The sequence below is a fragment of the Shinella sp. WSD5-1 genome (assembly GCF_963942435.1).
Lineage (GTDB): Bacteria > Pseudomonadota > Alphaproteobacteria > Rhizobiales > Rhizobiaceae > Shinella > Shinella yambaruensis.
Genome location: NZ_OZ012599.1, coordinates 41,074 through 63,658, shown reverse-complemented (window position 1 = coordinate 63,658; position 22,585 = coordinate 41,074). Strand labels below are relative to the sequence as shown.

General features: G+C 64.1%; 24 protein-coding genes and 1 pseudogene. 8 read left to right on the top strand and 17 right to left on the bottom strand.

The genetic code is table 11. From position 1 onward, the window contains the following. Nucleotides 1-31: 31 nt before the first annotated feature. Nucleotides 32-1,579: an ABC transporter substrate-binding protein gene (locus AABQ55_RS28975; RefSeq protein ID WP_272808529.1), complete on the bottom strand. Its 1,548-nt coding sequence runs from the start codon at nucleotides 1,577-1,579 to the stop codon at nucleotides 32-34. Nucleotides 1,580-1,950: 371 nt separating this feature from the next. On the opposite strand from AABQ55_RS28975, the gene AABQ55_RS28970 reads away from it, so the two are divergent. After that, nucleotides 1,951-2,247 (top strand): antibiotic biosynthesis monooxygenase, encoded by a 297-nt coding sequence (locus tag AABQ55_RS28970; RefSeq protein WP_272808528.1) that lies wholly within the window; start codon nucleotides 1,951-1,953, stop codon nucleotides 2,245-2,247. A gap of 84 nt (nucleotides 2,248-2,331) precedes the next feature. On the opposite strand, the gene AABQ55_RS28965 is transcribed toward AABQ55_RS28970, so the two are convergent. Next, nucleotides 2,332-3,045 carry an HPP family protein gene (locus AABQ55_RS28965; protein ID WP_272808527.1) on the bottom strand — a complete coding sequence of 238 codons (714 nt, stop codon included), beginning with the start codon at nucleotides 3,043-3,045 and terminating at the stop codon, nucleotides 2,332-2,334. 154 nt (nucleotides 3,046-3,199) lie between these two features. Between AABQ55_RS28965 and AABQ55_RS28960 the strand changes: the two genes are divergently transcribed. After that, the gene (locus tag AABQ55_RS28960; RefSeq protein ID WP_244768546.1) at nucleotides 3,200-3,649 is read left to right on the top strand and encodes an NUDIX hydrolase; all 450 of its coding nucleotides are present in this window, start codon (nucleotides 3,200-3,202) and stop codon (nucleotides 3,647-3,649) included. A gap of 86 nt (nucleotides 3,650-3,735) precedes the next feature. Here the strand turns inward: AABQ55_RS28960 and AABQ55_RS28955 are convergent. The 9 genes and pseudogenes from AABQ55_RS28955 to AABQ55_RS28915 all read right to left on the bottom strand — a co-directional run. Further along, nucleotides 3,736-4,035, bottom strand: a pseudogene (locus AABQ55_RS28955) (IS3 family transposase); the annotation flags it as partial. Nucleotides 4,036-4,171: 136 nt separating this feature from the next. Beyond that, nucleotides 4,172-5,677, bottom strand: a complete 1,506-nt coding sequence (locus AABQ55_RS28950) for an aldehyde dehydrogenase family protein (RefSeq protein ID WP_272808526.1) — start codon at nucleotides 5,675-5,677, stop codon at nucleotides 4,172-4,174. A gap of 145 nt (nucleotides 5,678-5,822) precedes the next feature. Continuing rightward, nucleotides 5,823-6,170, bottom strand: a complete 348-nt coding sequence (locus AABQ55_RS28945) for a cupin domain-containing protein (RefSeq protein WP_064333342.1) — start codon at nucleotides 6,168-6,170, stop codon at nucleotides 5,823-5,825. A 29-nt stretch (nucleotides 6,171-6,199) separates the two neighbouring features. Beyond that, the gene (locus AABQ55_RS28940; RefSeq protein WP_272808525.1) at nucleotides 6,200-6,562 is read right to left on the bottom strand and encodes a cupin domain-containing protein; all 363 of its coding nucleotides are present in this window, start codon (nucleotides 6,560-6,562) and stop codon (nucleotides 6,200-6,202) included. Continuing rightward, nucleotides 6,555-7,847, bottom strand: coding sequence for a glycosyltransferase (locus AABQ55_RS28935; protein WP_272808524.1), 1,293 nt, complete (start codon nucleotides 7,845-7,847; stop codon nucleotides 6,555-6,557). The genes AABQ55_RS28940 and AABQ55_RS28935 overlap by 8 nt, the downstream gene beginning before the upstream one ends. A gap of 17 nt (nucleotides 7,848-7,864) precedes the next feature. Continuing rightward, nucleotides 7,865-8,911 (bottom strand): ABC transporter ATP-binding protein, encoded by a 1,047-nt coding sequence (locus AABQ55_RS28930; protein WP_272808523.1) that lies wholly within the window; start codon nucleotides 8,909-8,911, stop codon nucleotides 7,865-7,867. Next, nucleotides 8,908-9,699, bottom strand: a complete 792-nt coding sequence (locus tag AABQ55_RS28925; RefSeq protein WP_272808522.1) for an ABC transporter permease — start codon at nucleotides 9,697-9,699, stop codon at nucleotides 8,908-8,910. The genes AABQ55_RS28930 and AABQ55_RS28925 overlap by 4 nt, the downstream gene beginning before the upstream one ends. After that, nucleotides 9,696-10,496 (bottom strand): ABC transporter permease, encoded by an 801-nt coding sequence (locus AABQ55_RS28920; protein WP_272808766.1) that lies wholly within the window; start codon nucleotides 10,494-10,496, stop codon nucleotides 9,696-9,698. The genes AABQ55_RS28925 and AABQ55_RS28920 overlap by 4 nt, the downstream gene beginning before the upstream one ends. Nucleotides 10,497-10,670: 174 nt before the next feature. After that, nucleotides 10,671-11,711 (bottom strand): polyamine ABC transporter substrate-binding protein, encoded by a 1,041-nt coding sequence (locus AABQ55_RS28915; protein WP_145926072.1) that lies wholly within the window; start codon nucleotides 11,709-11,711, stop codon nucleotides 10,671-10,673. A 222-nt stretch (nucleotides 11,712-11,933) separates the two neighbouring features. Here AABQ55_RS28915 and AABQ55_RS28910 point away from each other — a divergent pair, with 222 nt between their 5' ends. Both AABQ55_RS28910 and AABQ55_RS28905 read left to right on the top strand, forming a co-directional pair. Then, complete coding sequence (locus AABQ55_RS28910) at nucleotides 11,934-12,866, top strand: GntR family transcriptional regulator (protein WP_244768539.1); 933 nt, start codon at nucleotides 11,934-11,936, stop codon at nucleotides 12,864-12,866. Nucleotides 12,867-12,872: 6 nt separating this feature from the next. Beyond that, the gene (locus AABQ55_RS28905) at nucleotides 12,873-14,174 is read left to right on the top strand and encodes a glycosyltransferase (RefSeq protein ID WP_272808521.1); all 1,302 of its coding nucleotides are present in this window, start codon (nucleotides 12,873-12,875) and stop codon (nucleotides 14,172-14,174) included. Here the strand turns inward: AABQ55_RS28905 and AABQ55_RS28900 are convergent. From AABQ55_RS28900 to AABQ55_RS28890, 3 genes are all read right to left on the bottom strand, one after another. After that, nucleotides 14,157-14,465: a gluconokinase gene (locus tag AABQ55_RS28900; protein WP_272808520.1), complete on the bottom strand. Its 309-nt coding sequence runs from the start codon at nucleotides 14,463-14,465 to the stop codon at nucleotides 14,157-14,159. The two genes, AABQ55_RS28905 and AABQ55_RS28900, sit on opposite strands and share 18 nt — an antisense overlap. 267 nt (nucleotides 14,466-14,732) lie before the next feature. Further along, nucleotides 14,733-15,368 carry an NrsF family protein gene (locus AABQ55_RS28895; protein ID WP_272808519.1) on the bottom strand — a complete coding sequence of 212 codons (636 nt, stop codon included), beginning with the start codon at nucleotides 15,366-15,368 and terminating at the stop codon, nucleotides 14,733-14,735. Nucleotide 15,369: 1 nt separating this feature from the next. After that, entirely contained in the window at nucleotides 15,370-15,924 is a 555-nt protein-coding gene (locus tag AABQ55_RS28890) for a sigma-70 family RNA polymerase sigma factor (protein ID WP_272808518.1), read from the bottom strand. 226 nt (nucleotides 15,925-16,150) lie between these two features. Here AABQ55_RS28890 and AABQ55_RS28885 point away from each other — a divergent pair, with 226 nt between their 5' ends. The 4 genes from AABQ55_RS28885 (at nucleotide 16,151) to AABQ55_RS28870 (ending at nucleotide 18,610) form a co-directional block, all read left to right on the top strand. Next, nucleotides 16,151-16,432: a BufA1 family periplasmic bufferin-type metallophore gene (locus tag AABQ55_RS28885; protein ID WP_272808517.1), complete on the top strand. Its 282-nt coding sequence runs from the start codon at nucleotides 16,151-16,153 to the stop codon at nucleotides 16,430-16,432. A gap of 68 nt (nucleotides 16,433-16,500) precedes the next feature. After that, the gene (bufB, locus tag AABQ55_RS28880; protein ID WP_272808516.1) at nucleotides 16,501-17,355 is read left to right on the top strand and encodes an MNIO family bufferin maturase; all 855 of its coding nucleotides are present in this window, start codon (nucleotides 16,501-16,503) and stop codon (nucleotides 17,353-17,355) included. Between the two features lie 3 nt (nucleotides 17,356-17,358). Next, on the top strand, nucleotides 17,359-18,144 hold the full coding sequence (locus AABQ55_RS28875; RefSeq protein WP_272808515.1) for an HvfC/BufC N-terminal domain-containing protein: 786 nt from the start codon (nucleotides 17,359-17,361) through the stop codon (nucleotides 18,142-18,144). Further along, entirely contained in the window at nucleotides 18,122-18,610 is a 489-nt protein-coding gene (locus tag AABQ55_RS28870; protein WP_272808514.1) for a DoxX family protein, read from the top strand. Before AABQ55_RS28875 ends, AABQ55_RS28870 begins: the two co-directional genes overlap by 23 nt. 209 nt (nucleotides 18,611-18,819) lie before the next feature. Here AABQ55_RS28870 and AABQ55_RS28865 read toward each other — a convergent pair whose 3' ends face one another. Genes AABQ55_RS28865 through AABQ55_RS28855 form a run of 3 tightly spaced genes read right to left on the bottom strand, consistent with a single transcriptional unit; the run spans nucleotide 18,820 to nucleotide 22,580 of the window. Next, nucleotides 18,820-20,499: an ABC transporter permease gene (locus AABQ55_RS28865; RefSeq protein ID WP_272808513.1), complete on the bottom strand. Its 1,680-nt coding sequence runs from the start codon at nucleotides 20,497-20,499 to the stop codon at nucleotides 18,820-18,822. A gap of 9 nt (nucleotides 20,500-20,508) precedes the next feature. Beyond that, nucleotides 20,509-21,468: an ABC transporter substrate-binding protein gene (locus tag AABQ55_RS28860; protein WP_272808512.1), complete on the bottom strand. Its 960-nt coding sequence runs from the start codon at nucleotides 21,466-21,468 to the stop codon at nucleotides 20,509-20,511. Further along, on the bottom strand, nucleotides 21,462-22,580 hold the full coding sequence (locus tag AABQ55_RS28855) for an ABC transporter ATP-binding protein (RefSeq protein WP_272808511.1): 1,119 nt from the start codon (nucleotides 22,578-22,580) through the stop codon (nucleotides 21,462-21,464). Before AABQ55_RS28855 ends, AABQ55_RS28860 begins: the two co-directional genes overlap by 7 nt. Nucleotides 22,581-22,585 lie beyond the last annotated feature (5 nt).

The following is a 22,585-nucleotide window of genomic DNA, read 5'->3' as shown; positions in this document are numbered from 1 at the left end:
CGCCCCGCTTGTGGGGCGCGCTTGAGGCGGTTTACTGGCCGATGGACGTCTCTTCGAGCGTCCACTGCAGCGAAGGGGTCAGCTTGAGCCCTTCGATACGCCTGGAATAGGCGACCGCGTTCGGCGCGTAGTAGAGCGGGATCTGCGCCACCTCCTCGGTGGTGATCCTCTGGATCTCCTTGTAGACCTCCGCGCGTCTGGCCGGATCGGCCTCGCGGGTGCCCTCCTCCACGAGTTCATCCACCTTCGGGTTGGTGTAGAAGGTGTTGTAGGAATTCGAGCCGCAGGTGCCGCACACCGCCCAGCGGACGGCAAGGTCGGGATCGGGGGTCTCGTTGTACCACCAGTTGGCCGCCGCGTCGTAGTCGCCCTTGCCGGTGGCATCCCACCAGGCGCCGCCGTCGACATTGACGATCACAGGCTTCAGGCCGATGGCCTGCCACTGGGCCTGGATCAGCAGCGCCGTCTGCTGCGAGGGCGCGTCGGCGGCCGCCAGGATCTTCACCTCGCGCCCCGCCATGCCGGAGGCGGCCAGCAATTCCTTCGCCTTGGCAGGATCATGGGGAATGCCCGGATAGTCCTTGTCGTGGAAATCGACGCTGCCCGGCAGCGTGGTATTCGCCGGTTCGGCATAGCCGCGCGTGATGGCCGCGGCCATGGCCTTGTTGTCGATCGCCATGCCCGCCGCCTGCCGCGCCGCCAGGCTGGAGAAGGGCTCGCGCTTGTGGTTCAGCAGGGTCATGTAGATGGTTGTCGAAGGCTCAAGCCGCATGTCGATCGTCTCGACCGTCTTCAGGTCGTCGACCTGCGCCCACGGCACGGCGCGGACTGCATCGATCTCGCCGGCCTTCAGCATGGCGATGCGGGTCTCGGGCGAGGCGATCTCGATCAATTCGACGGTGGCGTCCGATTTCGGATAGCCCTTGCGCCAGTAGTGCGGATTGGGTTCGAGCACAAGCCTCTCGTTCGGCTTCCACTGCTTGACGCCGTAGGGACCGGACGTGACCGGAACCGTGCCGAAAGCCTCCTCCTCCCCCCGCTTTTCCACGTCGGCCCTGGACACGATGCCCATGTTCCAGATTTCCGCATTGCCGAGGAACGGCGCGAAGGCCGACTTCAGCGTGACCACCACGGTCTTCGGATCGGCCGCCGTCACCGCTTCCACCGCGCTGAGCGGGGCCGGATAGGCCGAGCGCTTGTCGGTGCGGATGCGTTCGAGGCTGAAGGCCACGTCATCGGCCGTGATCGGCGAGCCGTCCGAGAACCGGGCGTCGCGAAGATGGAACGTATATGTCCTGCCATCCTCGGAAATATCCCAGGTCTCGGCCAGCCCCGGCTCCAGCGCGCCGGTCTCCGGATTGCGCCGCAGGAGGCGCGAATAGAGCTGGCCATAGGTTTCGATATTGCCCGCCGCCGCCGACCGCATCGGGTCCAGCGTCGTCGTCTGGTAGGGCGAGGCGACGCGGATGACGTCAGCCGCCAGGGCCGGCGCAAAGCCGGCGAGGCCCGCCGCCAGGATCGTCATGCCGCCCAATACCAGACCCTTGCCCCGCATGGAGGGCTTGCGCCAAAAACTCATTCTCTCTCCTCCCGAAATCCAACATCCCATCGGACACATCGCGGAGGCTATGTTAGATTATACACAAATGTCAATATCAATGTTATATATTCAACATCGATGGGAACGGCACCGACCGCCTGCCTTGCCGGTCATGCCGCGAGCCTCGCCTTGAAGAAGGGGCCTGGCTTCGGCATTTACGCGCGAACGGCATGCCGCCAGCCGGTGCTGAGGCAGCATTGCATTTCGCATATCTATTTTAGATTTCCCTTGTTTTTCGTGCGTGCTAGTTTGGGGGCAAGGATGTGTCCGGCACGGACTTCCGTGCGCCGGTCCGTCCCCGGACGCCGGTGTCCTGTAGCAATCGCAGCTATTTCTGACGGTAGGCAGCCATGATCGCATTCAATGTCGTGCGTTTCAAAGTCAAGTCCGGCATGGAGAACGCCTTTCTCGATGCGCACCGCAATGTCGCGACCGACTGGGCGGGCCTGCGCCATGCCAGTATCGTTCAGACGGGAGAAGGGCGTTATTGCATCGTTGCGGAATGGGAGAGCATGGATGCTCTTGCCGCCAGCAGGCCGCAGATGATCGCTACGCTCGACGGCTTTCGCGATACCCTCGAAGACCTCGGCGGCGGCCTCGGCATCACCGATCCGATCGCCGGTCCGGTTGTTCTTGCGCTGAAGTGATACGCCGCAGCATAGCGGGAACCCATAACAGGCCGCGCGGCGGTCTTGGACCGGTCGACGGATCAGACCGCCTCCCGGCACCTTTCACGCCGGATAGGCGCGCTTTGAAACAAACCGGTGGTAGAGCCAGGCGAGAAGGACAAGGATTGCGGTCCCCGTGGCGATCGGCAGGAGCAGGAAGGGCCATCCCGCACCGGCGAGGATGACGACCAAGGGGTCGCCGCCGGCCGGCGGATGAAGCGTGCCGCTGAACTGCATAAGCGCGATGGCAAGGCCGACGCCGAGCCCCATGGCGATAACGCCATCGCCAAGGACGGTCAGGACCAGCAGGCCGACCAGCGCGGAGATCAGGTGCCCGCCGATCACGTTCCGCGGCCTAGCGAGCGGACTTTGCGGCAGAGCGAAGAGAAGGACGCAGCTTGCCCCGAAGGGGGCGATCAGGAGGAACTGGCCGAGGTTTTCCGTCAGCGCGGCGAGCAATGAGATCGCGAGCGCTCCCGGGATCACGCCGAGCCGCAGCGTCCCGGTCAAGCCGCCCTTCTTCCTGCCTCTCAGGTCATCGTGAAGGCTCTCGTAGTCAGCGAGGATCTGCCGCCCCCAGCGCAGGACCTTCTCGCCTTCGGCGGTCAGCGACAGGAAGCGGTGCCCCCGAACGATCAGGGAAAGGTTCAGATCCTCCTCGAGCTTGCGGATCGCTTGCGAGAGCGTGGGTTGCGTGACGCTGCACTGTTCTGCGGCGCGCCCGAAATGCTGTTCTTCGGCGAGCGTCACGAAAAACTTCAGGTGCCTGATCAGCATGTCCTCATCCTGTCTCGATCTCCGGTCGGCATCGACATGGCTCTTCCCAATACGTTATATTTTGTGAAATATAACGATTAGAGGATTTGCGGCCGGAGCCAAAGCGCCTTCGGGCGGCGGCGCGCCATCGTTGGAAGAGGAATATCGGGTCATCATGCAGGAAGAAATCCGCATCGCGGTCGCGCTCGTCACCCGGGAGAACGGCGACACGCTGCTCGTGCGCAAGCGCGGCGGGCCGCAGTTCATGCAGGCCGGCGGCAGGATCAGGGACGGCGAAGTGCCGAAGGCGACACTTGCCCGCCGGCTGCACGAGGAACTGGGCATCCTCATTCCGCCCTCGCGCATGGCGCCCTTCGGCTGCTTCGAGGCCGAGGCGGCCGACGAGACGGACCATCTGCTCGTCGCCTATGTCTTCAGGGTCCAGCTCGAAGACGAGGTCATCGCGCCGACGAGCGAGATCGACGAGGCGCGGTGGATGCCGATCCAGGACACGCCCACGCTGCCGCTCGCCCCGCTCACGCGCAACCACATCCTCACCCTGTTCTGGCAGATGCAGTTCGGCACCGACCTGCCGCACCAGCACGGCCGGGAGGCCGCGGCGTAAGCGCCGCCCGTCTCGAAGATCGGAACGTCCATGCCGACCCTTCCGCACCTGACTGAATAGCCCCGAGTTTCGTAGACACCCTCGGGTTAGATTTTCTGCTGCTTTTCGAACTCGACGGGCGACAGCATCCCGTTCCTGACATGCTTTCATTTCGGGTTGCAGAACATCTCGATGTAATCGAACACATCCTGACGCGCCTCATCACGAGAGCGATAGACCCTGCGGCGTATCCGTTCACGCTTCAGAAGGTTGAAGAAGCTCTCTGCGACTGCGTTGTCATGGCAGTTGCCGCGTCGGCTCATGCAATGAACCAGTTTGTGGTGTTTGAGGAAGGATGCCCAGTCCATGCTGGTGAACTGGGAGCCCTGGTCCGAATGGACCGGCACCAGTTCTTATGGCTTGCGTCGTCTATCGAGACATGGACGAACTCCCGCAACGGCTGTTGGACTGGCCGGTGCGGTCGCCGGTGATGCAGTGCCCTCGGCGATGCGCCGAAGGATGCCGGCGAGCGAGGAATGAACCTCACACATGCTTGCGCCCCTCCGCGTCGAAGAACCAGTCATCCGGATAGGGATACCACCAGCCCTGGATCACCGGTTTATGGTCAATGATGACCATTTTCGAGCGGCGGAAGGCATCGAGGCCGAGTTTTGAAAGCTCCCGTCCGAGGCCGGATTTCTTCCAGCCCCCGAAGGGCAACGCGTCGTTGTCGATCAGCGGGTTGTTGACCCAGACCATGCCGGCCTCAAGCCGATCCGCCGCCTCCATCGCTTCTTCGAGTGAGGTGGTAAAGACGGACGCGCCGAGGCCGAACTCGCTGTCGTTGGCCCGTTCGATCGCCTCGTCGAAATCCTTGACGCGCATGATAGCGGCGACAGGACCGAAGCACTCTTCGTTCATGATCGCCATGTCGGGTGTGCAATTGACAAGGATGGTCGGCTCGTAGAACCAGCCGGTCGGCTCAGTGTCCGGGATCTTCCCGCCTAGCACCACCGTCGCTCCCGCGGCCTTGGCATCCTCGACCAGCCGGATGACCTTTGCGCGCGCCGCCTCGCTGACAAGCGGACCTATCTCAGCGCGCGTGAGACCGTTGCCGATGCGCAGACGCTTCGTCTCGGTAGCGAACTTCGCGAGGAACGCGTCATGCACCGCATCGACGACGAAAAACCGCTCGGCCGAGGTGCAGACCTGGCCGGACATGTGAAAGGCGGCGGTGACGGCACCGGCCGCGGCCACATCGAGCGGCGCGTGGGCCGTGATGATCATCGGGTCCGAACCGCCTGCCTCGATGACAGCGGGCTTCATCTGCGCCGCGGCGGCCATCGCCACGGCCTTGCCGGCGGCAACTGAGCCAGTGAACGCGACGGCGTGAGTCTTCGGCGAGGCGATGAGTGCGCTGCTCAGCCCGACACCGCCCGGCAGGCAGGCGATCAGGCCATCCGGCAAGGCCTTGAAGACCCGCATGAATTCCAGCGTGGAGAGCGTCGTCGCGGGCGCCGGCTTGATGATGCACGCATTGCCCGCGGCGAGCGACGCGGCGACCGTCCAGCACATCAGGAGGATCGGGAAATTGAACGGCATGATATGCACGCTCACGCCGAGCGCCTCGTAGCGCGCATGTTGGAAGGAGCCGGCCTGCGTGGTGCCCGCCACCTTGCCGCCCTCGTCGCGCGCCATTTCCGCGAAATAGCGGAAGGCGCCCGCGCAGTTCGCCACCTCGCCGATCGCCTCCGGATAGGGCTTGCCCATCTCGCGCGACATCAGTTCAGCGCAGCGGCGCATGTCTGTTGCCTCGATGCGGTTGGCGATGCGGTGAAGGATGGTCGCGCGTGTCTTCGCGTCGAGCCGTTTCCAGTCCCGCTGCGCCATGGCGGCGGCATCGAGCACAGCTTCCATGTCGTCGAGCGCGGTGTCGGCGATGGTGCCGACGGTGGCGAGCGTTGCGGGATCGATCACGGCATGGCGGGCGCCCTTGCTCGGGACATAGGCCGGGTGCCGGTAGAACACGGGTTCGGCGGGGTTGAACATGGCAATACTTCCTTGGTGTTCTGGAGAACCGGGCGACGGTCCCTCATCCGCCTGCCCGCCCCCCTCTCCGCAGGCAGGGAGAAGGGGCCGACCGCAGCGTTTCGTCTCGCTCTCCCCGCTTGCGGGGTGAGGGGAAAATATGCCCTCAGCGGATCATGTAGACCTTCTTCACGGTCTCATGGACCGTGCATTCACCCTTCCAGTCCTTCGGGAAGAAGGCGGCGGTATCCGGCGTGATCTCGATCACCTCACCGCTTTCATGGACATAGGTGCAGCGCCCTTCGAGGAAGTGGCAGAACTCGTCGCTGGTGACGTGGCAGAACCACTTTCCCGGCGTGCAGATCCATAGGCCGCTTTCGGATTCGCCGTTCGGGCCCTTGTAGATGACCTTGCCGGAGGTGCGGCTCTCGCCCTCGATCATGGTGGGAATCACGCCCCAGTCCTTGAGGTCGGTCTCTTCCAGCGGCTTGCGCATCAGGGGTGTCGCGGTCATGGGATATTTCCTTTCATTTTCTCTTTACGTCAGACCAGCATGTAGATGTTGCGCATGGTCTCGGTGACGGTGCATTCGCCGGTCCAGCCGCCGGGGAACATAACGACCGTGCCCGGTTCGACCACGATCACCTCGCCTTCGTCCGAGCGATACACCGCCCGGCCGGCCACGAAATGGCAGAATTCGTCCCGTGGGATGGACAGCCGCCAGCGGCCGGGCGTGCAGACCCAGATGCCGGATTCCGGCTGGTTGTTCGGCCCCTTGTAGACGAGACGGCCCGAGGAGCGAGACTGGCCCTCCAGGCTGTCCGGCTGGTCGCCCCAGTCGACGAGGCCGGAAAAGGTAGTCGCGTTATGGATGTGCGGGGCGGATGCTTTCGTCGTCTCAACCATTGTAGGCGCCCGTCTTCACGAGGTCGTCGAGAATGCCCGCGGCCTTCTTCGGGCCGTTGCGGGCCTGCATATGGGCGCTGGTGGCGGCAAGGCGCGTCTTCATGGTCGAATTGTTGAGGCAGGCGTCGAGTTTTGCCGCAAGGTCGGCATCCGTCCAGTCGTAACGCGGCATCTTGAAGCCGTGGCCGGTCTCGTCGACGCGCGTCGCATTGTCGTGACCATCCCAGACATAGGGCATGATGATCGCCGGCTTGCCGAAATAGAGGCACTCCGTGAACGAATTGTTGCCGCCGTGATGGATGACCGCATCGACCTGCGGGATGACCGAAGGCTGCGGGAACCAACTGTCGACGATGACGTTGCCGGGCAGGTTCTCGTACTGATCCTTGTAGTCGCCGACATTGACGAGCGCGCGATAGGGCAGCTTGCCGATGGTCGTGATCAGGCGCTTCAGGAGGTCCGTATCCCCTGCCCCCAGCGAGCCGAAGGAAATGTAGATCAGCGGCTTGTCGTTGTTCTCGGCAAAGGTCGGCACCTCGTAGGGCTTCTCCTTGCGAACGCAGCCCTCGAGATACTGGAACTGTTTCGGATCGAGCGGATGCTCGCGCTCGAACTTCACCGGCTCCGGATAGAGCAGCAGGTTCATGAAGGGCGAGGCTTCGAAAAACTGGCCGATCGGATAGGACGCCTCGTTATTCTCGGCAAGGAAACCGTTGAAATCGTCATGGATCGGCTTGATGACGTCGTTGAAATGGTCGCGATAGGCGGCGTGGCAGGCGAAATCCTTCTCACCGCAGCCGGAAAGATGCGGCGGGATTTTCGGATCCTCGATCTCGTTTTCCGAGCAGGAGATGATGCGCACCCAGGGCGTGCCGTATTGCTTGATCGCCGGGAAGAGGATGACGTTGTCGACGCAGATGAGGTCCGGCTTGATCTTCGCCAGCACGCCCGGCAGGTCTTTCTGCGCCCATTTTGCGCTGTCGACGATCGCCGTCCAGCAATCCTTCACGTAGTTGTCGACCTGGTCGTAGGGAGATCTACGAAAATTCGGGATGTGGCCGTTGATGAAATCCTCCCAGAACTTGGCCATCTGCTCCGGCGGCATGGGTTCGGAAAGGTTCACGGCATGTGCCTCGAAACCGTAGCCCTCATAGACCGATACGAAGCCGGGGTCGGAGAGGAAGACGGCCTTGTGGCCGAGCGCTTCGACGGCCTGCGCGATGCCGACCGAGTTCAGCGCCGGGCCAAAGGCCGCTTCCGGGAAGAATGCGATGGTCCTGGACATGGTGTTCCCCTCTTTATTCATTGGAAGAGCCGGCATCTCGCCGGCTCGATCTTGAGGCTCAGCGCATCGCCGATCTTCCAGTTGCCCGCCCCGCTCGCGGGAATGCGGACCTGAAGCGGCGTTGCACTCGCGGTCGTCTTGACGTGCAGCACGCGGTCGAGGCCGTGATAGGCGATATCGACGACGGCGCCGGACACCGGCAGGTCGCCGGGCGGGCCGACGGCGATGTTTTCCGGTCGCACGGCGAGCGTCGCGGAGCCGGCATTGCCAGATGCCTTCACCTGCAGACCTTCCGCGGCGAAGAGACCGTCGACCCCGACCTTGCCGTCGATGAAATTCATGACGCCGATGAAGTTGGCGACGAAGCGGTCGGCGGGGCGCTCATAGACGTCCTCCGGCGCGCCGACCTGCAAGAGGCGGCCGTCCTTGAGGATCGCCATGCGGTCGGCCATGACGAGCGCTTCCTCCTGGTCGTGCGTGACGATGATGAAGGTGATGCCCACCTCGTTCTGCATGCGCTTGAGTTCAAGCTGCATCTTCTCGCGCAGCTTCTTGTCGAGCGCGCCGAGCGGTTCGTCGAGCAACAGCACTTTCGGGCGCTTCACCAGTGCGCGGGCGAGCGCAACACGCTGCTTCTGGCCGCCGGAAAGCTGTTCGGGCTTGCGGTCGGCAAATTGCGTGAGGTCCGTCGTCGCCATGGTCTCGTCGACACGGCGGCGGATTTCCGTCCTGGCGAGCCGCTCCATTTCGAGACCGTAGGAGAGATTCTGCCTGACCGTCATATGCGGAAAGAGTGCATAGGACTGGAACATCAGGTTGAGCGGCCGCTTTTCCGGCGGCAACGGGGAAATATCCTTGCCCTCAAGCAGGATGCGGCCGGCATTCGGGCTCTCGAAGCCGGCGAGCATGCGCAGCAGCGTGGTCTTGCCGCAGCCGGAGGGGCCGAGCAGCGCGAAGAATTCGTTCTCGCGGATATCGAGCGTCACATCGTCGATGGCCGTCACCGGCCCGAACGCCTTGCCGACACCCTCGATGCGCAGGATCGGATTGCTGGATGCGTTCATGGGACCTGCTGCTGTCTGTTAAGCCATTGCGAGATCAGGAGCGCCGTCGCGCTGACGCCCATGACGATGGTGGCGAGTGCATTGACCTCGGGCGTGATGCCGAAGCGGATCATCGAATAGATCTGCATGGGGAGGGTGATGGACGAGCGCCCGGCGCCGGCCGTGAAGAAGGCGATGATGAACTCGTCGACAGAAAGCGTGAAGGCGAGCAGCGCACCGGCGACGATGGACGGCAGCAGCACCGGGAAGGTGACGCGCCAGAAGGTCGTCCAGCCCGACGCCCCGAGATCGCGCGAGGCCTCGACGATGGAAAAATCGAAATGCTTCAGCCGGGCGCGCACGACCGAGCAGACGAAGGCAAGGTCGAAGATGACATGGCTGATGACGATGGTGTGCAAGCCCATCGTCAGGCCGAGACGCGAGAAGAAGGTGAGCAGCGCCACGGCGAGCACGATATCGGGGATGACCATCGGCGCGAAGGCGAGCGCTTCGAGACCGTTGCTCTTGCGGCGCCGCGTCTCCATGCCGAGCGCCAAAAGCGTGCCGAGTACGGTGGAGATGACGGTCGCGAAGACGGCGACGATGAACGTGTTGCCGGCGGCGCGCAGGATGTCCGTATTGGAAAGCAGCGCGCCATACCAGCGGGTGGAGAAGCCGGACCACGAGGTCGGCAGGCCGCTGTCGTTGAAGGAAAGCAGCACCAGCACGGCGATCGGCAGATAGAGGAAGCCGAAGACCAAGAGCAGCACGATGCGCCCCGGCAACTTGCTGGAAAGCGTCACGTTCATTGCGCCGCCTCCCCTTTGCGCTCGCCGCTGGCATGGGCCGTGGCGCGGGCCTGCAACAGGAGCAGCACGATCATGGTGAGGATCAGCGCCGCGCCGAGGGCTGCGCCGAAGGGCCAGTCGTTCGCCGTCAGGAACTGGTCGTAGACGAGGTTGCCGACCATCTGGAACCGCCCGCCGCCGAGCAGCGCGGGCGTCACGAAATTGCCGATGGAGAGCACGAAGACGAAGACGCCGCCCGCCGCCACGCCGGGCAGGGTCAGCGGCAGCGTGACGCGCAGGAAGGTGCGGACGGGGCCGGCGCCGAGATCGCGCGACGCTTCCATCAGTTCCGGGTTCAGCCGCGACAGCGTGGAATAGATCGCGAGGATGACGAAGGGCAGGTAATTGTAGACGAGACCGGTGATGACGGCACTCTCGGTATAGAGCATCGACAGCGGCTCGCCTGTGTAGCCAAGCGAGCGCAGCAGGTTGTTGATCAGGCCCTCGCGGTTCAGCAGCACGATCCACGCATAGGTGCGGATCAGGTAATTGCTCCAGAAGGGCAGCACGGCGAAGAACAGCAGGATCGGCTGCGACATCCTTGGCGCCCGCGAAATCGCGTAAGCCGCCGGATAGGCGATGAGGATCGCCGCTACTGTCGCCGTCAGGGCGATGCGCGCGGAATTGAGAAAGATCTTCGCATAGAGCGGATCGGCGACGCGGGCGAAATTTTCCAGTGTAAACGTGTATTCGACCCCGCCCCAGACACCGCGCTCGAAAAAAGCATAGCTCAGCACCAGCAGGCACGGGACCACCATGAAGGCGACGAGCCAGGCGACGCCGGGCGCCGCGAGCAGGGTCGGTCTGGTGGCATTGAAGGACAAGGCTTTACTCCCGCGGGGGCCGTCACAGCATCGCGCATAAAGGATTGCAGGAAGAAAATTGCCCGTGGCGGCGGGCCGCCTTCCAGTCGCCACGGGAAGGGGCCGCGTTCAGTTCGCGGCCTTGATCTCGCTCACGATGCGCGAATAGTCCTTCTGCGCCGTCCCGAGGTCGCGCAGCAGCTCGTATTTGACGAGGTCCGCAGGCGCCATGGCCATGTTCGGGTATTGCTCGGACAGCGCCTTGTCGAGGCTTTCCATCGCGGCCTTGTTCGGCACCTTGTAGAGGATGTTCTGCGCGGCCCAGGCGTGGTTCTTGGCATCGAGGATGAAGTTGATGAACTTCATCGCCGCATCCTTCTTCTCCGAGCTTTTCAGGACGACGATCGTGTCGATCCAGAGGTCGGAGCCTTCCTTCGGCACGACGAACTTGATGTCCTTGTTTTCGCCGATGCCGTAGTTGCACCAGCCGTCCCAGGCATGCACCAGCGAGGCCTCGCCGGAAACGAGCTTGGAATAGAAGGTCGTGTCGTCATAGGCGAGCAGCGTCTTCTTCGCCTCGATGAGCAGGGTCTTCACCTCTTCGAGCCTGGCCGGATCCTTCTCGTTGACGGAAAACCCCTTGGCGAGCTCGCCCGCCGCCATCAGCCAGCGGTCGGTGGCGAGCATCGTCGTCTTGCCCTTCAGCGCATCCACCGGCTGGAGCAGGTTCAGCCAGCTGTCTGGCGTACCTTCCACGAGGTCGGAGCGGTAGCAGAGGCCCGTCGAGCCCCAGGTATAGGGCACGGAAAACGTGTTGCCCGGATCATAGGCGAGCGTCGTGGCTTCCGGATAGAGATTGGCGAGGTTCGGCACGGCCGCCTTGTCGATCGGCTCGGCAAGCCCTTGCCCGTTGAGGATTTCGGCGAAGGGTGAGGAGACGAAAACGACGTCGTAGCCCTTGCCGCCGCTCGCCATCAACTTGCCCATCACCTCTTCGTTGGTGGCGTGGTTGACCACCTCGATCTCCAGCCCGGTCGCGGCCTTGAATTGTTCGGCGATGTCAGGGGCCATGTAGCCATCCCAGTTCGAGATGACGAGATCGGCGGCGGAAGCCGCGCCCGTCGCAAGACATGCGGCGACAAGCGCCGCGGCCGCGCAGGTCGCAGTCAGTCGGTTCTTCACGGTCACGGAAGACTCCCTTGTTTTACGTTGTTCCAACCTCTTCGACGGGCGCGCCGGTTCTCCGGTCTCATTCCCTGTCGAATGGAAGTATTATTTATAAAAAAAATACGTCAATAGGGTCGATGCATTTTTGCGGTCCGCGCATTTCCGGGCTTGCGCGACGAAAGCTCAAAGGGCAGCATGCACGGCGATGGAGGGCAGAGGCGAGCCATGACACCGGAGCCGAAACGGACCAATTTCCGCCATGTCGAACTGGCGCAAAAAATACTGGATGTCGCCGGCGAGCGTGGCATGGCGCCCGGCGAGCGGCTGGCCGAACAGGCGCTCGCCTCGCTCTGCAACGTCTCGAGAACCCCGATCCGCAAGGCTTTGCAGATTCTTGCCGAGCGAGAGCTTGTGACGGCGGATGCCGAGGGCGGCTATCTGCTCGCCGTCGATCCCGCCGCCATTGCCCGCCTCGAAGACACGGCGGAAGGCGATGGCGAGAGTGAAATCTATGCCGCGATCCTACGCGATCTCGCCGCCGGACGCATTGCCGAAAGCCAGACCGTCGCCGCGCTGCAGCGCCGCTATGAGGTCTCACGCCAGACGGTACAAAATGCGTTTGTGAAACTGGCAGAGGAAAATCTGGCCGAACGCGGTTCCGGCCAGCAATGGCTGCTGAAGCACTTCGCCATCAGTGGCGATGCGGCGGCGAAAAGCTACGAGTTCCGCCTTGCGACCGAACCGCTCGCGCTGACCCTGCCGGAGTTCAAGCGCGATATTCCGGCGATGACGGCGCTGCGCCAGTCCATGCTGATCCTGCGCGGGATGAACGAGACGAATTTCGACCGCAAACTTTTCGACCGCACGGACTACGATTTCCACCTGTTGATCGCGCGCTCCTGCGGCAATCCCTTCATGGCAGAGACGCTTACCAACCATCACCGCCGCCGCCGCGCCAGCCCGCCGGCCGGCCATGTCAACGCCTTCCGGCTGATGCAGTCCAACCTCGAGCATATCCAGATTCTCGAGCAGATCGAGCGCGGCCAGATGGAGCTTGCGGCCGATCTCATGCGTGTGCATATACAGCTCTCCCAATCGCAGCGCCCACGGCTGGCCGGCCGTGGCGTTCCTCCCGCCTTCAAGCTCGTCGTGCGTTGATCCTCCATGACGCCAGCAAAGACCATCGCCCTCTTTCCGGAAGCAAGCTACGGCGCAGCGCTGAACTGTGTGGGCATCGCCCAGGAACTGAGGCGCATGGGCCACCGCCCCGTTTTCATTTGTCATCCCGGTTTCAGCGGCGTCTTTACCGAATACGGCTTTGGCGAATACCAACTCGGCGACGATACGTCCGCACCCGCGACCGACTGGAACGATTTCATCGAGCGCCATCAGGACGCCTTCCGCCAGAGTCCGTTCGACCAACTGCAAAGCTATGTCGGCCCGACCTGGGATGCGATCGTCGATACGGCGATCCGGGTGGAAGAGCCGCTCAGGCAACTTGTGGCCCGGCTGAAGCCGGATGTGATCGTGCTCGATAATGTCGTGATGTTTCCGGCGATCGCCAATGCCGGCGTACCTTGGGTCCGCGTCGTCTCCTGCGCCGAAACCGAAATTCCCGATCCGTGCGTGCCGCCCTATCTCTCCGGCTGCAGCGAAACACCGGGCGAGGAATGGGAGCGGTTTTCCGCGCGATACCGCGAGGTGACGGCTTCTGCCCACCGACGGTTTTCCGCTTTTCTCGGCCAGTCGGGCTTGCGTCCACCGCCAACGTCAGTTTTTCTCGAGCCGTCGCCCTACCTCAACCTGCTGCTAGCGCCGAAAATCATTCGCCGCAAGCGCCGTAACGTGCTGGATGAGGAGCTTTTCGTCTTCCTCGACGGTTGCGTGCGGCATGAGGCGCCCTATGTCTCGCCCCGCTTCGCCAGTCATAATGAAGCGCCGCTGGCGCTCATCAGCTTCGGCTCGCTCGGCGCCATGGACGTGGCAATGATCAAGCGGATGATCGAGGCCTTCTCGAAACTGCCCTACCGTTTTCTCATCAACGCCGGCCACTGGCGCGACGATTATCGCGACGTGCCGGACAATGTCTTCATCGACGACTGGTTTCCGCAGCCTTCCGTGGTCGAACAGGCGAGCCTGTTCATCCACCACGGTGGCAACAACTCCTTCTGCGAGGCGCTTTATTTCGGTACGCCATCGATCATCATGCCCTATTGCTGGGATGGTCACGACAATGCCCGCCGCGCTGAAGAAACCGGCGTCGGCCTGCACCTCGACCGCTATGGCTGGAGCGAGAACGAGCTGGCAAGCGCCATCACCAGCCTGATGGATGATGCGGCGATGCGGGCGAGGCTAAAGGACAATGCGATCAGCATGCAGAAGGCAGCCGGCGTGAAGCGCGCGGCCGAAGCGATCCTGAAGGTGGCGACCACGATGCCAAGCACGGGACTATCGGTAAAAGCATAAACCCGAGAAATGATCTCGCGGCAAATTTGAGGATTGCGATTCCAACGCACAGCCGACCCGGCACACCCCCTCATCTCTGGCGATCTCCGCCGCCAGCGCCTTCAGCCATGGAGTACGATCGTTGGCGTCGAGCGGACTGCCGGCGGACATCTTGGCCACGTTCTCCGGGGGATGGAAGCTGTCGCCCTCGATGAAACGCCAGCCGAGCCGTTCGGCAAGCGCTTCCCCGACGGTGGTCTTGCCGCTGCCGGAAACGCCCATCACCACGATATGATGCAGCTCTCCGCTCATAGTATCCACCATCCGACAAGGGCGAAAGCGAAGCCGATGACGCCGAGCAGGGTTTCCATCACCGTCCAGGTCTGGAGCGTGGTCCGTTCGTCCATCTGGAGGAAGCGGCCGAGGCAAGCTAGGCTTAAAGGGAGGAGGCGCAAAGCGAATATGTCGATGGCTCACAGAAAGACGGCGCAGGCGCCATGCTGGACGGAGTCGAGCTCGGCCTACCCGCAGTTGAGGGACAAGATCGAGCCGCCGGCTAGGCACGGAGGCAGCAGAAGACTACCAGCGCAGCAGACGACGGCCAAGAAGCGCGCCGCCAACGGTCACGCCGGCAATGGCGATCGTGTACCAGGTGGCGAGGAAAAGCGGGCTGTCGTCCGGGCAATGCCAAGCATAGATGGCCGCGGCAATCGCGCCGGCGGCAAGGCCCGCGGCAGCGCCCGCCGCCGTGGGGCTTTGCGGCGCGCCTTTTTTCAAAGCCCAGAAGAGACCGGCGAAGGGCGCGAGCGAAAGGGCCGGCACGAAGAGCAGGCAGAAGAGGGCGTTACGGCCGACCGCGTTTGCCCGCCACGCATCGGCCGGCAGCGCAAAGAGCTCGGCGACGACCGCGGCGGCGACCATCGCGGCAGGAACAGCGAGCAGAAGCGCGGGACGGCGCGTTTCCTCCCCCGGCCGGCCGATGCGCATGGCGAGCCGCACGGCGAAGATGGCAAGGACGATTGTAACGAAGATCTTGAACAGCACGCGCGCCGTCTCGAAGACGCTCACCATATTGTGCCTCGGCCCCACCGTCGCGATGAGCAGCACGGCCGAGACAACGACGCCCGCGCCAAGCGCAAGCGCAAGCGCGCGGCCGTAGCGCATGCCGACGGGCGCGTCTTGCGTCATCAGGGTGATCAGGTCGTCGGTCTTCATTTCATTCGCTCCGATAGAGGGCGGCCAGCGATTTCAGCGCCCGATGGAGGGCGACACGCACCGCGACTTCCGTCATTTTCAGCCGCGCTGCCGTCTCGCGGATACCGGCCCCCTCGATGGAGATCGAGCGGACGATATCGCGCTGCGGGGCCTTCAGTCGGGCGAGCACGGTCTCCGTGTCCAGCCGGTCCGCGGCCTCGTGCGTTTCGTCCCCCGCCGCCAGGAAATCCGCAACATCCTCGAGCGGCACATTCCCATGCCGGCTGCGGCGACGCAGGCTATCGACCAGCTTATTGCGCACAATCGTCGCCAGCCACGGCCCGAGCGGCCGGGTCGGATCCCAGGTGCCGCGCTTCAGATGGACGGCGAGCAGCACTTCCTGCACCACATCCTCCGCCTCGCTCGCCGGCGCACCGTACTGGTCGCAGCGTCGCCGCGCCATGCTGCGCAGATGCGGCGTCACCGCAACGAGGAAACGATTATAGGCCTGCGCGTCGCCCTTGATGGCGAGGCGCAGCCATGCCGCCCATTCCTCTTCGCGCGCCGACTGTTTCACTGCTGCATACCCTACGCCAGGAGACACGGTTTTGTTACCGCGTCTGTGCCGAGAAATCCGCAACGAGCCTAAGAGACTGATGTGAAAGGCTTTTTTCGTGTAACGATAGCTGCGCGACAAGAGCTGCCGAAAAAAGCCGGAACCTCCTCCTGTAACGAACCATCATCCCTCTCCGTAGCCGTCCATGCATAGCCAGTCGCGGCTGGCCCAAAAACGGAGACAGAGAATGAAGACCACGATCGTCACCCTCACCCTTGTCGGCTCGCTCGCTTCCGCGCTTGCCGCCATTGCCACGCCCGCCACGGCCGAAGAGGCCAAGGAGAAGTGCTACGGTATCGCCATGAAGGGTCAGAACGACTGCGCCGCAGGTCCGGGTACGACCTGCGCCGGCACGTCGAAGATCGACTACCAGCAGAACGCCTTCAAGCTCGTTCCGAAGGGAACGTGCCTGTCGATGAAGACGCCTGATGGACACGGCATGCTGGAACCGGGCATGGCGCCGGCCTGAGCCCCGCATCTGCCCTGCCGGACGGCGCCTTTGCGGCGCCGTCGCCTTCCTCGTCGAAAGGTTTCGCCATGATCCCCTCAGCCCTGTCCCAGCGCGCCGGCGCCGGCTTCAAGCCCGAGTATTTCGCAGCCATCATCTCCGAACCGCAGCCCGTCGGTTTTTTCGAGGTCCATGCCGAGAACTACATGGGCGCCGGCGGCCCGCCGCATGCCCAACTCGGCAAGCTGCGTGAGGATTATGGGCTCTCCATTCATGGCGTCGGCCTTTCCATCGGCTCCATGCAGCCGCTCGACCGCGATCATCTCGCCCGGCTGAAAACCGTGTGCGACCGCTACCAGCCGGAGAGCTTTTCCGAACATCTCGCCTGGTCGACGCACGACGGCGTCTTCCTCAATGACCTCCTGCCCCTGCCATATACGCAGGAAACGCTCTTCCGCGTCGGCGAGCACATCGATGAGGTACAGGAGGCTCTCGGCCGACAGATGCTGCTCGAAAACCCGGCCACCTACCTGCTCTTTGCGGAAAGCACGCTCGAGGAAACCGACTTCCTCGCCGAGATTGCACGCCGCACCGGCTGTGGCCTGCTGCTCGACGTCAACAATGTCTTCGTCGCCGCGATAAACCACAATCTCGATCCGCGCGACTACATTGCCCGCTTCCCGCTGGAGGCTGTGCGCGAGATCCACCTGAGCGGCCATTCCGAAACGGTGGATGACCTCGGTGCACCACTTCTCATCGACAGCCACGACACGCCGGTGAAGGATCCGGTCTGGGCGCTCTACGAAACGGTCCTTGGCCGTATCGGCCCGGTCGCGAGCCTCATCGAATGGGACAACGACGTGCCCGCCTGGCCGGTGCTTCGGAGGGAGGCCGTGGCGGCACAGCGCCTGATCGATGCCGCCGCGCGCCAAAGGGCAGCCTGAGCCATGCCGGAAGCGACCCAGAGTGCCTTCGCCGCCGGCCTCCTGAAAGCCGCGCCGCCACCTGCCGGCGTCATGGCCTGGAATTCGCCGTCACCGCACCGCCGCTACAGCGTCTATCGCAACAATGTGTCGGCCAGCCTGACCGGCGCCCTTGCCGCCCGGTTTCCTGCATCCGAACGGATCGTCGGAGCCGAGTTCTTCCGGGCGATGGCCGAGGCCTTCATCCGCGTCCATCCGCCGCGCTCGCCGCTGCTTCTGGTCTACGGCGATGATTTTCCGGATTTCGCAGCAGCCTTCGAGCCGGCTCGCGAGATCGTCTATCTCGCGGATGTCATGCGCCTCGAAGCGGCCCGGACCCGCGCCTATCATGCGGCCGACGCGGCATCGCTCCATCCGCAGGCCCTTGCAAGCATCGAACCCGATCGGCTGGGCGACCTTGTCTTCCTCTCCCATCCCGCCCTTTCGATCGTTTCGTCGTCTCATCCGGCAGCAACGATCTGGGCGATGAATGCGGGTGAGCGTCCCATTGCACCCATTCCGGACTGGCGCGGCGAAGACGCCCTCGTGGTCCGACCCCGCATGACCGTCGAGGTCGTGCCGCTGCCGCCGGCCGGCGCATCCTTCTTCGGGCATCTGGCGCAAGGCCGCACATTGGCAGAAGCCACCGGCGCGGCGATGACCGACGATGCCGCCTTCGACCTTTCCGAAAATCTCGCAATCCTGCTCCGTGCCGGAGCCTTCACCGCCACCAGGAAAGACCAAGACGATGAAGACCGTGACCGCGCCTGATCTCGCCACGCCGCTACCGCAGCGCCTCCTCGAACAGGCGATACAGGCGCTCGACCGGATTCCGAACGACCTCATCGCCCTGGTCGCACGCCTTTCCATAGCCGCCGTTTTCTGGCGATCCGGCCAGACGAAGCTGGACGGCTGGTCGGTTTCCGACAGCGCGGTCTATCTCTTCGAGAACGAATACAAGCTGCCACTCGTCGATCCCTGGCTTGCCGCACACCTTGCCGCCTTTGCCGAACACCTCTTCCCGCTCCTCCTCGTCATTGGTCTCGCCAGCCGGTTCTCCGCGCTGGCGCTGCTGGCGATGACGCTGGTGATCGAGATCTTCGTCTATCCGGATGCCTGGCCGACGCACGGCACCTGGGCCGTCTCTCTCCTGTTCATCGCGGCACGCGGGCCGGGCTTATTCTCGATTGACGCCACCATCGACCGCCAGGCACGCTGCAGGCATCGATCCGGCTAGAGAGAGAGAGAGAGAGGAAAGGCATCTTCCCGGCCCTTGCCGAAAACCTATCCGATTCTTCGCTCGATTCTTCCACCCTCATCCGACGAACACGCATCCCGGACCTGTACGATGCCATGGTGTGCACTGGGGTGATGGGCCACTCGCCGCCCATCGTTGGATAGCCCCTGTCCGCAGCCGGTGAGAATGATCGGCCGGACTTGACTGGCTCACTCCCTGATCAAGCTCTTCCTGCTCAGCAGGCGCAGGCACAATAGCGGCAGGAGTGTCGTCAGGATGATGGTGACGAAAGCCATCGCCATGCCGAGGCCGACGGAGCCCTGCTCGAACTGACGCCAGATGAAGGTGGCGATGGTCTGCATGCCGACCGGGGCGACAACGACGGACGCCACCAGCTCCCGCGAGGCGAGCGCGAAGACGAGGAGCATCGCCGAGGCGAGACTGGGGAAGACCAGCGGGATCAGGATGCGCCGGAAGGCGACGGCGCCGGTGGCACCGAAGACCCGCGCGGCGGCTTCGAGATTGTCGCCGATCTGCACGAAGGCGGCCGTGGCATAGCGCGCGGTCTGCGGCAAGAGGATGCAGCAATAGGCGAGCAGCAGGATGAAGCCCGTATTGTAGGGCGTGAAAGGCAGGCCCGGCATGTTCCAAGCGAGGATCAGGCCGACGGCGACGACGATGCCGGGCAGCGCATTGGGCAGCACCGTCATGATGTCGATGAGCGCCCGGCCCCGCATGCGCGTCTTGACCACCACATAGGCCGACACGACCCCGATCAGGCCCGTCAGCAGCGCGGTCGCGACGCCGAGCGTCAGGCTGTTGGCGAGCGCCCCCAGCGCACCGGCGGAATTGCCGAAGACGGCGGCGAAATTGTCGAGCGTCAGGTTGTCGAGGGCAAGCCCGCCGGAAATCGTCCGCGATAGCGCGGTCGAGAGGATCGCCAGCATGGGAACGCCCGTAGACAGGAAGGCGACCACGCCGAAGAGGGCCAGAACCGGCAGCTTGAGATAGCCGAGGGGGCGTTTGTCGCCATTCTGCGGCTTGCCGCTCACCGTCTGGTAGGAACGGCGGGTCAGGATCCAGCGCTGGAGGAGGAAGGCCGCCAGCGACAGGGCGACCAGCAGGAGCGACAGGGTGGCCGCGCCCGGCAGGTCGATCGGCCAGTCGCCGACGCGCGTATCGATGCCGGTGACGAGGACGTCGAAGCCGGCGCGGCGGCCGAGCGCCGCGGGCGTGCCGTATTCCTCGATCGCGGCGGCAAAGACGAGCAGCAGGCTCGCCGCAAGTCCCGGCGCGGAAAGCGGCAGCGTGATGCGCCAGAAAGCCCTTGCCGGCGTCGCCCCGAAGACCCGGCCGACATCCGCATAGCGCGCGCCGACCGCCTCGACGGTCCGTGACACGGCGAAATAGACGACGGGGAAGGTATTGAAGGTCATGACCAGCGTCATGCCGAACAACGAGAAGAGCACCGGCGCGAGGTTGAAGCCGAAAAGCTGCTCGAGATAGCCGCGCGGCTGCAAGGTCATGATCCAGCCGAGCGTGGCGATATAGGGCGGGATCATGAAGGGCACGAGGAGGAGCACGTCCCAGGCCGGCGCGAAGGGGACGCGATAGAGCGCGCGGGCAACGCCGAGCGGGATCGCCAGGAGCGCCGAGGCGATCACCACGCAGGTTCCGAGGAGCACCGTGTTGCCGGTCATGCGCAGGAGGCGCGGATCGGCGAGCGTCGCCACCAGGAGCGAGAAGGGCTTCGCGAAGGAGCCCATCCCGATGGCGGGGAAGATCGCCTGAAGGACGATCGCGACGAAGGGCACGGCGACGACGACGACAAGACCACCCAGGGCAAGCCAGGCTGCCGGCGCAACGCCGCCGATATCCTTCGCACTCATGGGATCACCTCAGTCGGCGCCGAAGATGTCGGAAACCTGCTGCAAGGTTTCCTTGCGCTTGCCCTGAACGGCCGCCGCATCGTAGCTCAGCAGCTTCAGGTCCGCGATGAGCGGGCGATCGGCCGGGATGTCGCTGCGGGCCGGCATCAGGAACGTCTTGGCGACGAGCGTCTGGCCGGCATCGGACAGCATGTAGTCGACGAACTTCTTGGCCTCGTCCTGGTTCTTGGACCAGTTGAGGATCATGACCGGGCGCGGCGCGATGACGGTGCCCGATTCCGGGAAGATCACGTCGATGCTCTCGCCCTTGGCCTTGCTGCCGAAGGTGATGTAGTCGACGGCGCCGAAGACGGCGGCCTTGGCGCCCTGTAGCACCGGATTCAGCGCCTCGGCATTGGCGCCGGCGATGACCGCGCCGTTCTCCTTCAGGTCCTTGAAGAGCTTGAAGTCGTCCTGGCCGGCGAGCGCCGCGGTCAGCTCGAAGGACGAGCCGGACTGTGCCGGGTCGGGAATGTTGACGAGGTCCTTGAATTCCGGCTTGGTGAGGTCGGCCCATTCGGCGGGCTTCGTCGTGCCGCTCTTGGTGTTCCAGGCAATGCCCAGGGCAGAGACGCCCTGTGCGACGGCGGTTTCGGTCTTCAGGAAGGCCGGCACCTTCTCGGCATTCGGGCTGGCATAGGGCACGAGCCAGCCGCGTTTTGCAAAGTCGGTCGCCGTATCCCAGGAGGCCGAGATCAGGACATCGACCACCGGATTGGCGGCTTCCGCCTCGATGCGCGCCATGACCTTGCCGGTCGTGGCCTGGAACACGTTCACCTTGACACCGGTCTCGGCGGTGAAGCCTTCGGCGAGCTTGTCGATGAGGCTCTGCGGTCCGGCGGTGTAGACGGTGATGTCGGCATGGGCGACACCTGCCAGGAGCAGGGTCGATACGGCGCTGGCAACGAGCCCCTTGATCGATTTCAACATGTCACAACCTTCTTTTCTTGCGTGCTATGGCTTTCCTCCCCGAACCAGCGGATCCGGCCGGGGTCTATGGAAAGTCCGATCTGTTCGCCGGGGCGCAGCCGCGCGGCGCTGAGAAGCTGCAGCTCGACATCGGGCGAGCCGGCGAGCACCACCGTCGCCAGATGGCCGTCACCGCGGAACTGGGAGCGTACGACCCTGGCCGGAAGCGCCTTGTGGGACGGTCCGCTCAGCGCGACGGCGGCAAGCGGCAGCAGGACCTGTGCCTCGCGGCCACGGGACGGTGCGGCCTCGTGCGCCACCGCGTGGTCGCTGCCGGCGAGAAACCAGGTGCCGCCGCGCCAGGAAAGCCGCGCCGTTCCGCCGAGCCGCAGGAAATCGGCCACCTCGGCGCTCGCCGGGCGCGCGACGAGATCGTCCGGCGCCGCGAGCTGGGCGATCTCACCGGCGCGCATGACGGCGACCTCGTCGGCAAGGGTCAGCGCCTCCGCATGGTCGTGGGTGACGTAGATGGCGGTGAGCCGGAGTTCGGCAATGAGGCCGGCAAGCTCGCCCACCATGTTCTCGCGCAGCTCGCGGTCGAGATTGGACAGCGGCTCGTCGAAGAGGATGAGCTGCGGCTCGGCCACGATGGCCCGCGCAATGGCGACGCGCTGCTGCTGGCCGCCGGAAAGGTCGCTCGGGCGCCGGTCGACATAGGCTTCGAGGCCGACGCGCCTGAGGGCGCGCATCGTGCGCGCCGCGCGCGCCGCCCGGGCGACACCCCGCATTTCGAGCGGGAAGGAGACATTGCCGCCGACCGTCAGATGCGGCCAGAGCGCGTAGTCCTGGAAGACCATGCCGAGATTGCGCCGCTCCGGCGGCGCGAAGAAGCCGGTCTTCGCATCGGCGACCGGCTGGCCGGCGATCCTCACCGTGCCGCGGGTCGGCTGGAGAAGCCCGGCGACGAGCCTGAGAAGCGTGGTCTTGCCGCAACCCGAGGGCCCGAGCAGCGCAAGGGTCCTGCCCCTCGAAAGCGAAAGGTCGATGCCCTTGAGGACGATCGTGTCGCCATAGTGCAGCGCTAGGTCATGGGCGGATACCGCATCGGCATCCTGGTCAATTTTCTTCGACATCGGCA

Bases quoted from the DNA above. Each gene is read 5' to 3' on its own strand.
- AABQ55_RS28925 (WP_272808522.1), bottom strand. From the start codon at position 9,699: ATGAACGTGACGCTTTCCAGCAAGTTGCCGGGGCGCATCGTGCTGCTC.
- AABQ55_RS28940 (WP_272808525.1), bottom strand. From the start codon at position 6,562: ATGGTTGAGACGACGAAAGCATCCGCCCCGCACATCCATAACGCGACT.
- AABQ55_RS28935 (WP_272808524.1), bottom strand. From the start codon at position 7,847: ATGTCCAGGACCATCGCATTCTTCCCGGAAGCGGCCTTTGGCCCGGCG.
- AABQ55_RS28875 (WP_272808515.1), top strand. From the start codon at position 17,359: ATGCCGGAAGCGACCCAGAGTGCCTTCGCCGCCGGCCTCCTGAAAGCC.
- AABQ55_RS28920 (WP_272808766.1), bottom strand. From the start codon at position 10,496: ATGGTGGTCCCGTGCCTGCTGGTGCTGAGCTATGCTTTTTTCGAGCGC.
- AABQ55_RS28900 (WP_272808520.1), bottom strand. From the start codon at position 14,465: ATGAGCGGAGAGCTGCATCATATCGTGGTGATGGGCGTTTCCGGCAGC.
- AABQ55_RS28960 (WP_244768546.1), top strand. From the start codon at position 3,200: ATGCAGGAAGAAATCCGCATCGCGGTCGCGCTCGTCACCCGGGAGAAC.
- AABQ55_RS28855 (WP_272808511.1), bottom strand. From the start codon at position 22,580: ATGTCGAAGAAAATTGACCAGGATGCCGATGCGGTATCCGCCCATGAC.
- AABQ55_RS28870 (WP_272808514.1), top strand. From the start codon at position 18,122: ATGAAGACCGTGACCGCGCCTGATCTCGCCACGCCGCTACCGCAGCGC.
- AABQ55_RS28905 (WP_272808521.1), top strand. From the start codon at position 12,873: ATGACGCCAGCAAAGACCATCGCCCTCTTTCCGGAAGCAAGCTACGGC.
- AABQ55_RS28895 (WP_272808519.1), bottom strand. From the start codon at position 15,368: ATGAAGACCGACGACCTGATCACCCTGATGACGCAAGACGCGCCCGTC.
- AABQ55_RS28930 (WP_272808523.1), bottom strand. From the start codon at position 8,911: ATGAACGCATCCAGCAATCCGATCCTGCGCATCGAGGGTGTCGGCAAG.
- AABQ55_RS28945 (WP_064333342.1), bottom strand. From the start codon at position 6,170: ATGACCGCGACACCCCTGATGCGCAAGCCGCTGGAAGAGACCGACCTC.
- AABQ55_RS28885 (WP_272808517.1), top strand. From the start codon at position 16,151: ATGAAGACCACGATCGTCACCCTCACCCTTGTCGGCTCGCTCGCTTCC.
- AABQ55_RS28975 (WP_272808529.1), bottom strand. From the start codon at position 1,579: ATGAGTTTTTGGCGCAAGCCCTCCATGCGGGGCAAGGGTCTGGTATTG.
- AABQ55_RS28865 (WP_272808513.1), bottom strand. From the start codon at position 20,499: ATGAGTGCGAAGGATATCGGCGGCGTTGCGCCGGCAGCCTGGCTTGCC.
- AABQ55_RS28860 (WP_272808512.1), bottom strand. From the start codon at position 21,468: ATGTTGAAATCGATCAAGGGGCTCGTTGCCAGCGCCGTATCGACCCTG.
- AABQ55_RS28950 (WP_272808526.1), bottom strand. From the start codon at position 5,677: ATGTTCAACCCCGCCGAACCCGTGTTCTACCGGCACCCGGCCTATGTC.
- AABQ55_RS28965 (WP_272808527.1), bottom strand. From the start codon at position 3,045: ATGCTGATCAGGCACCTGAAGTTTTTCGTGACGCTCGCCGAAGAACAG.
- AABQ55_RS28910 (WP_244768539.1), top strand. From the start codon at position 11,934: ATGACACCGGAGCCGAAACGGACCAATTTCCGCCATGTCGAACTGGCG.
- AABQ55_RS28970 (WP_272808528.1), top strand. From the start codon at position 1,951: ATGATCGCATTCAATGTCGTGCGTTTCAAAGTCAAGTCCGGCATGGAG.
- bufB (WP_272808516.1), top strand. From the start codon at position 16,501: ATGATCCCCTCAGCCCTGTCCCAGCGCGCCGGCGCCGGCTTCAAGCCC.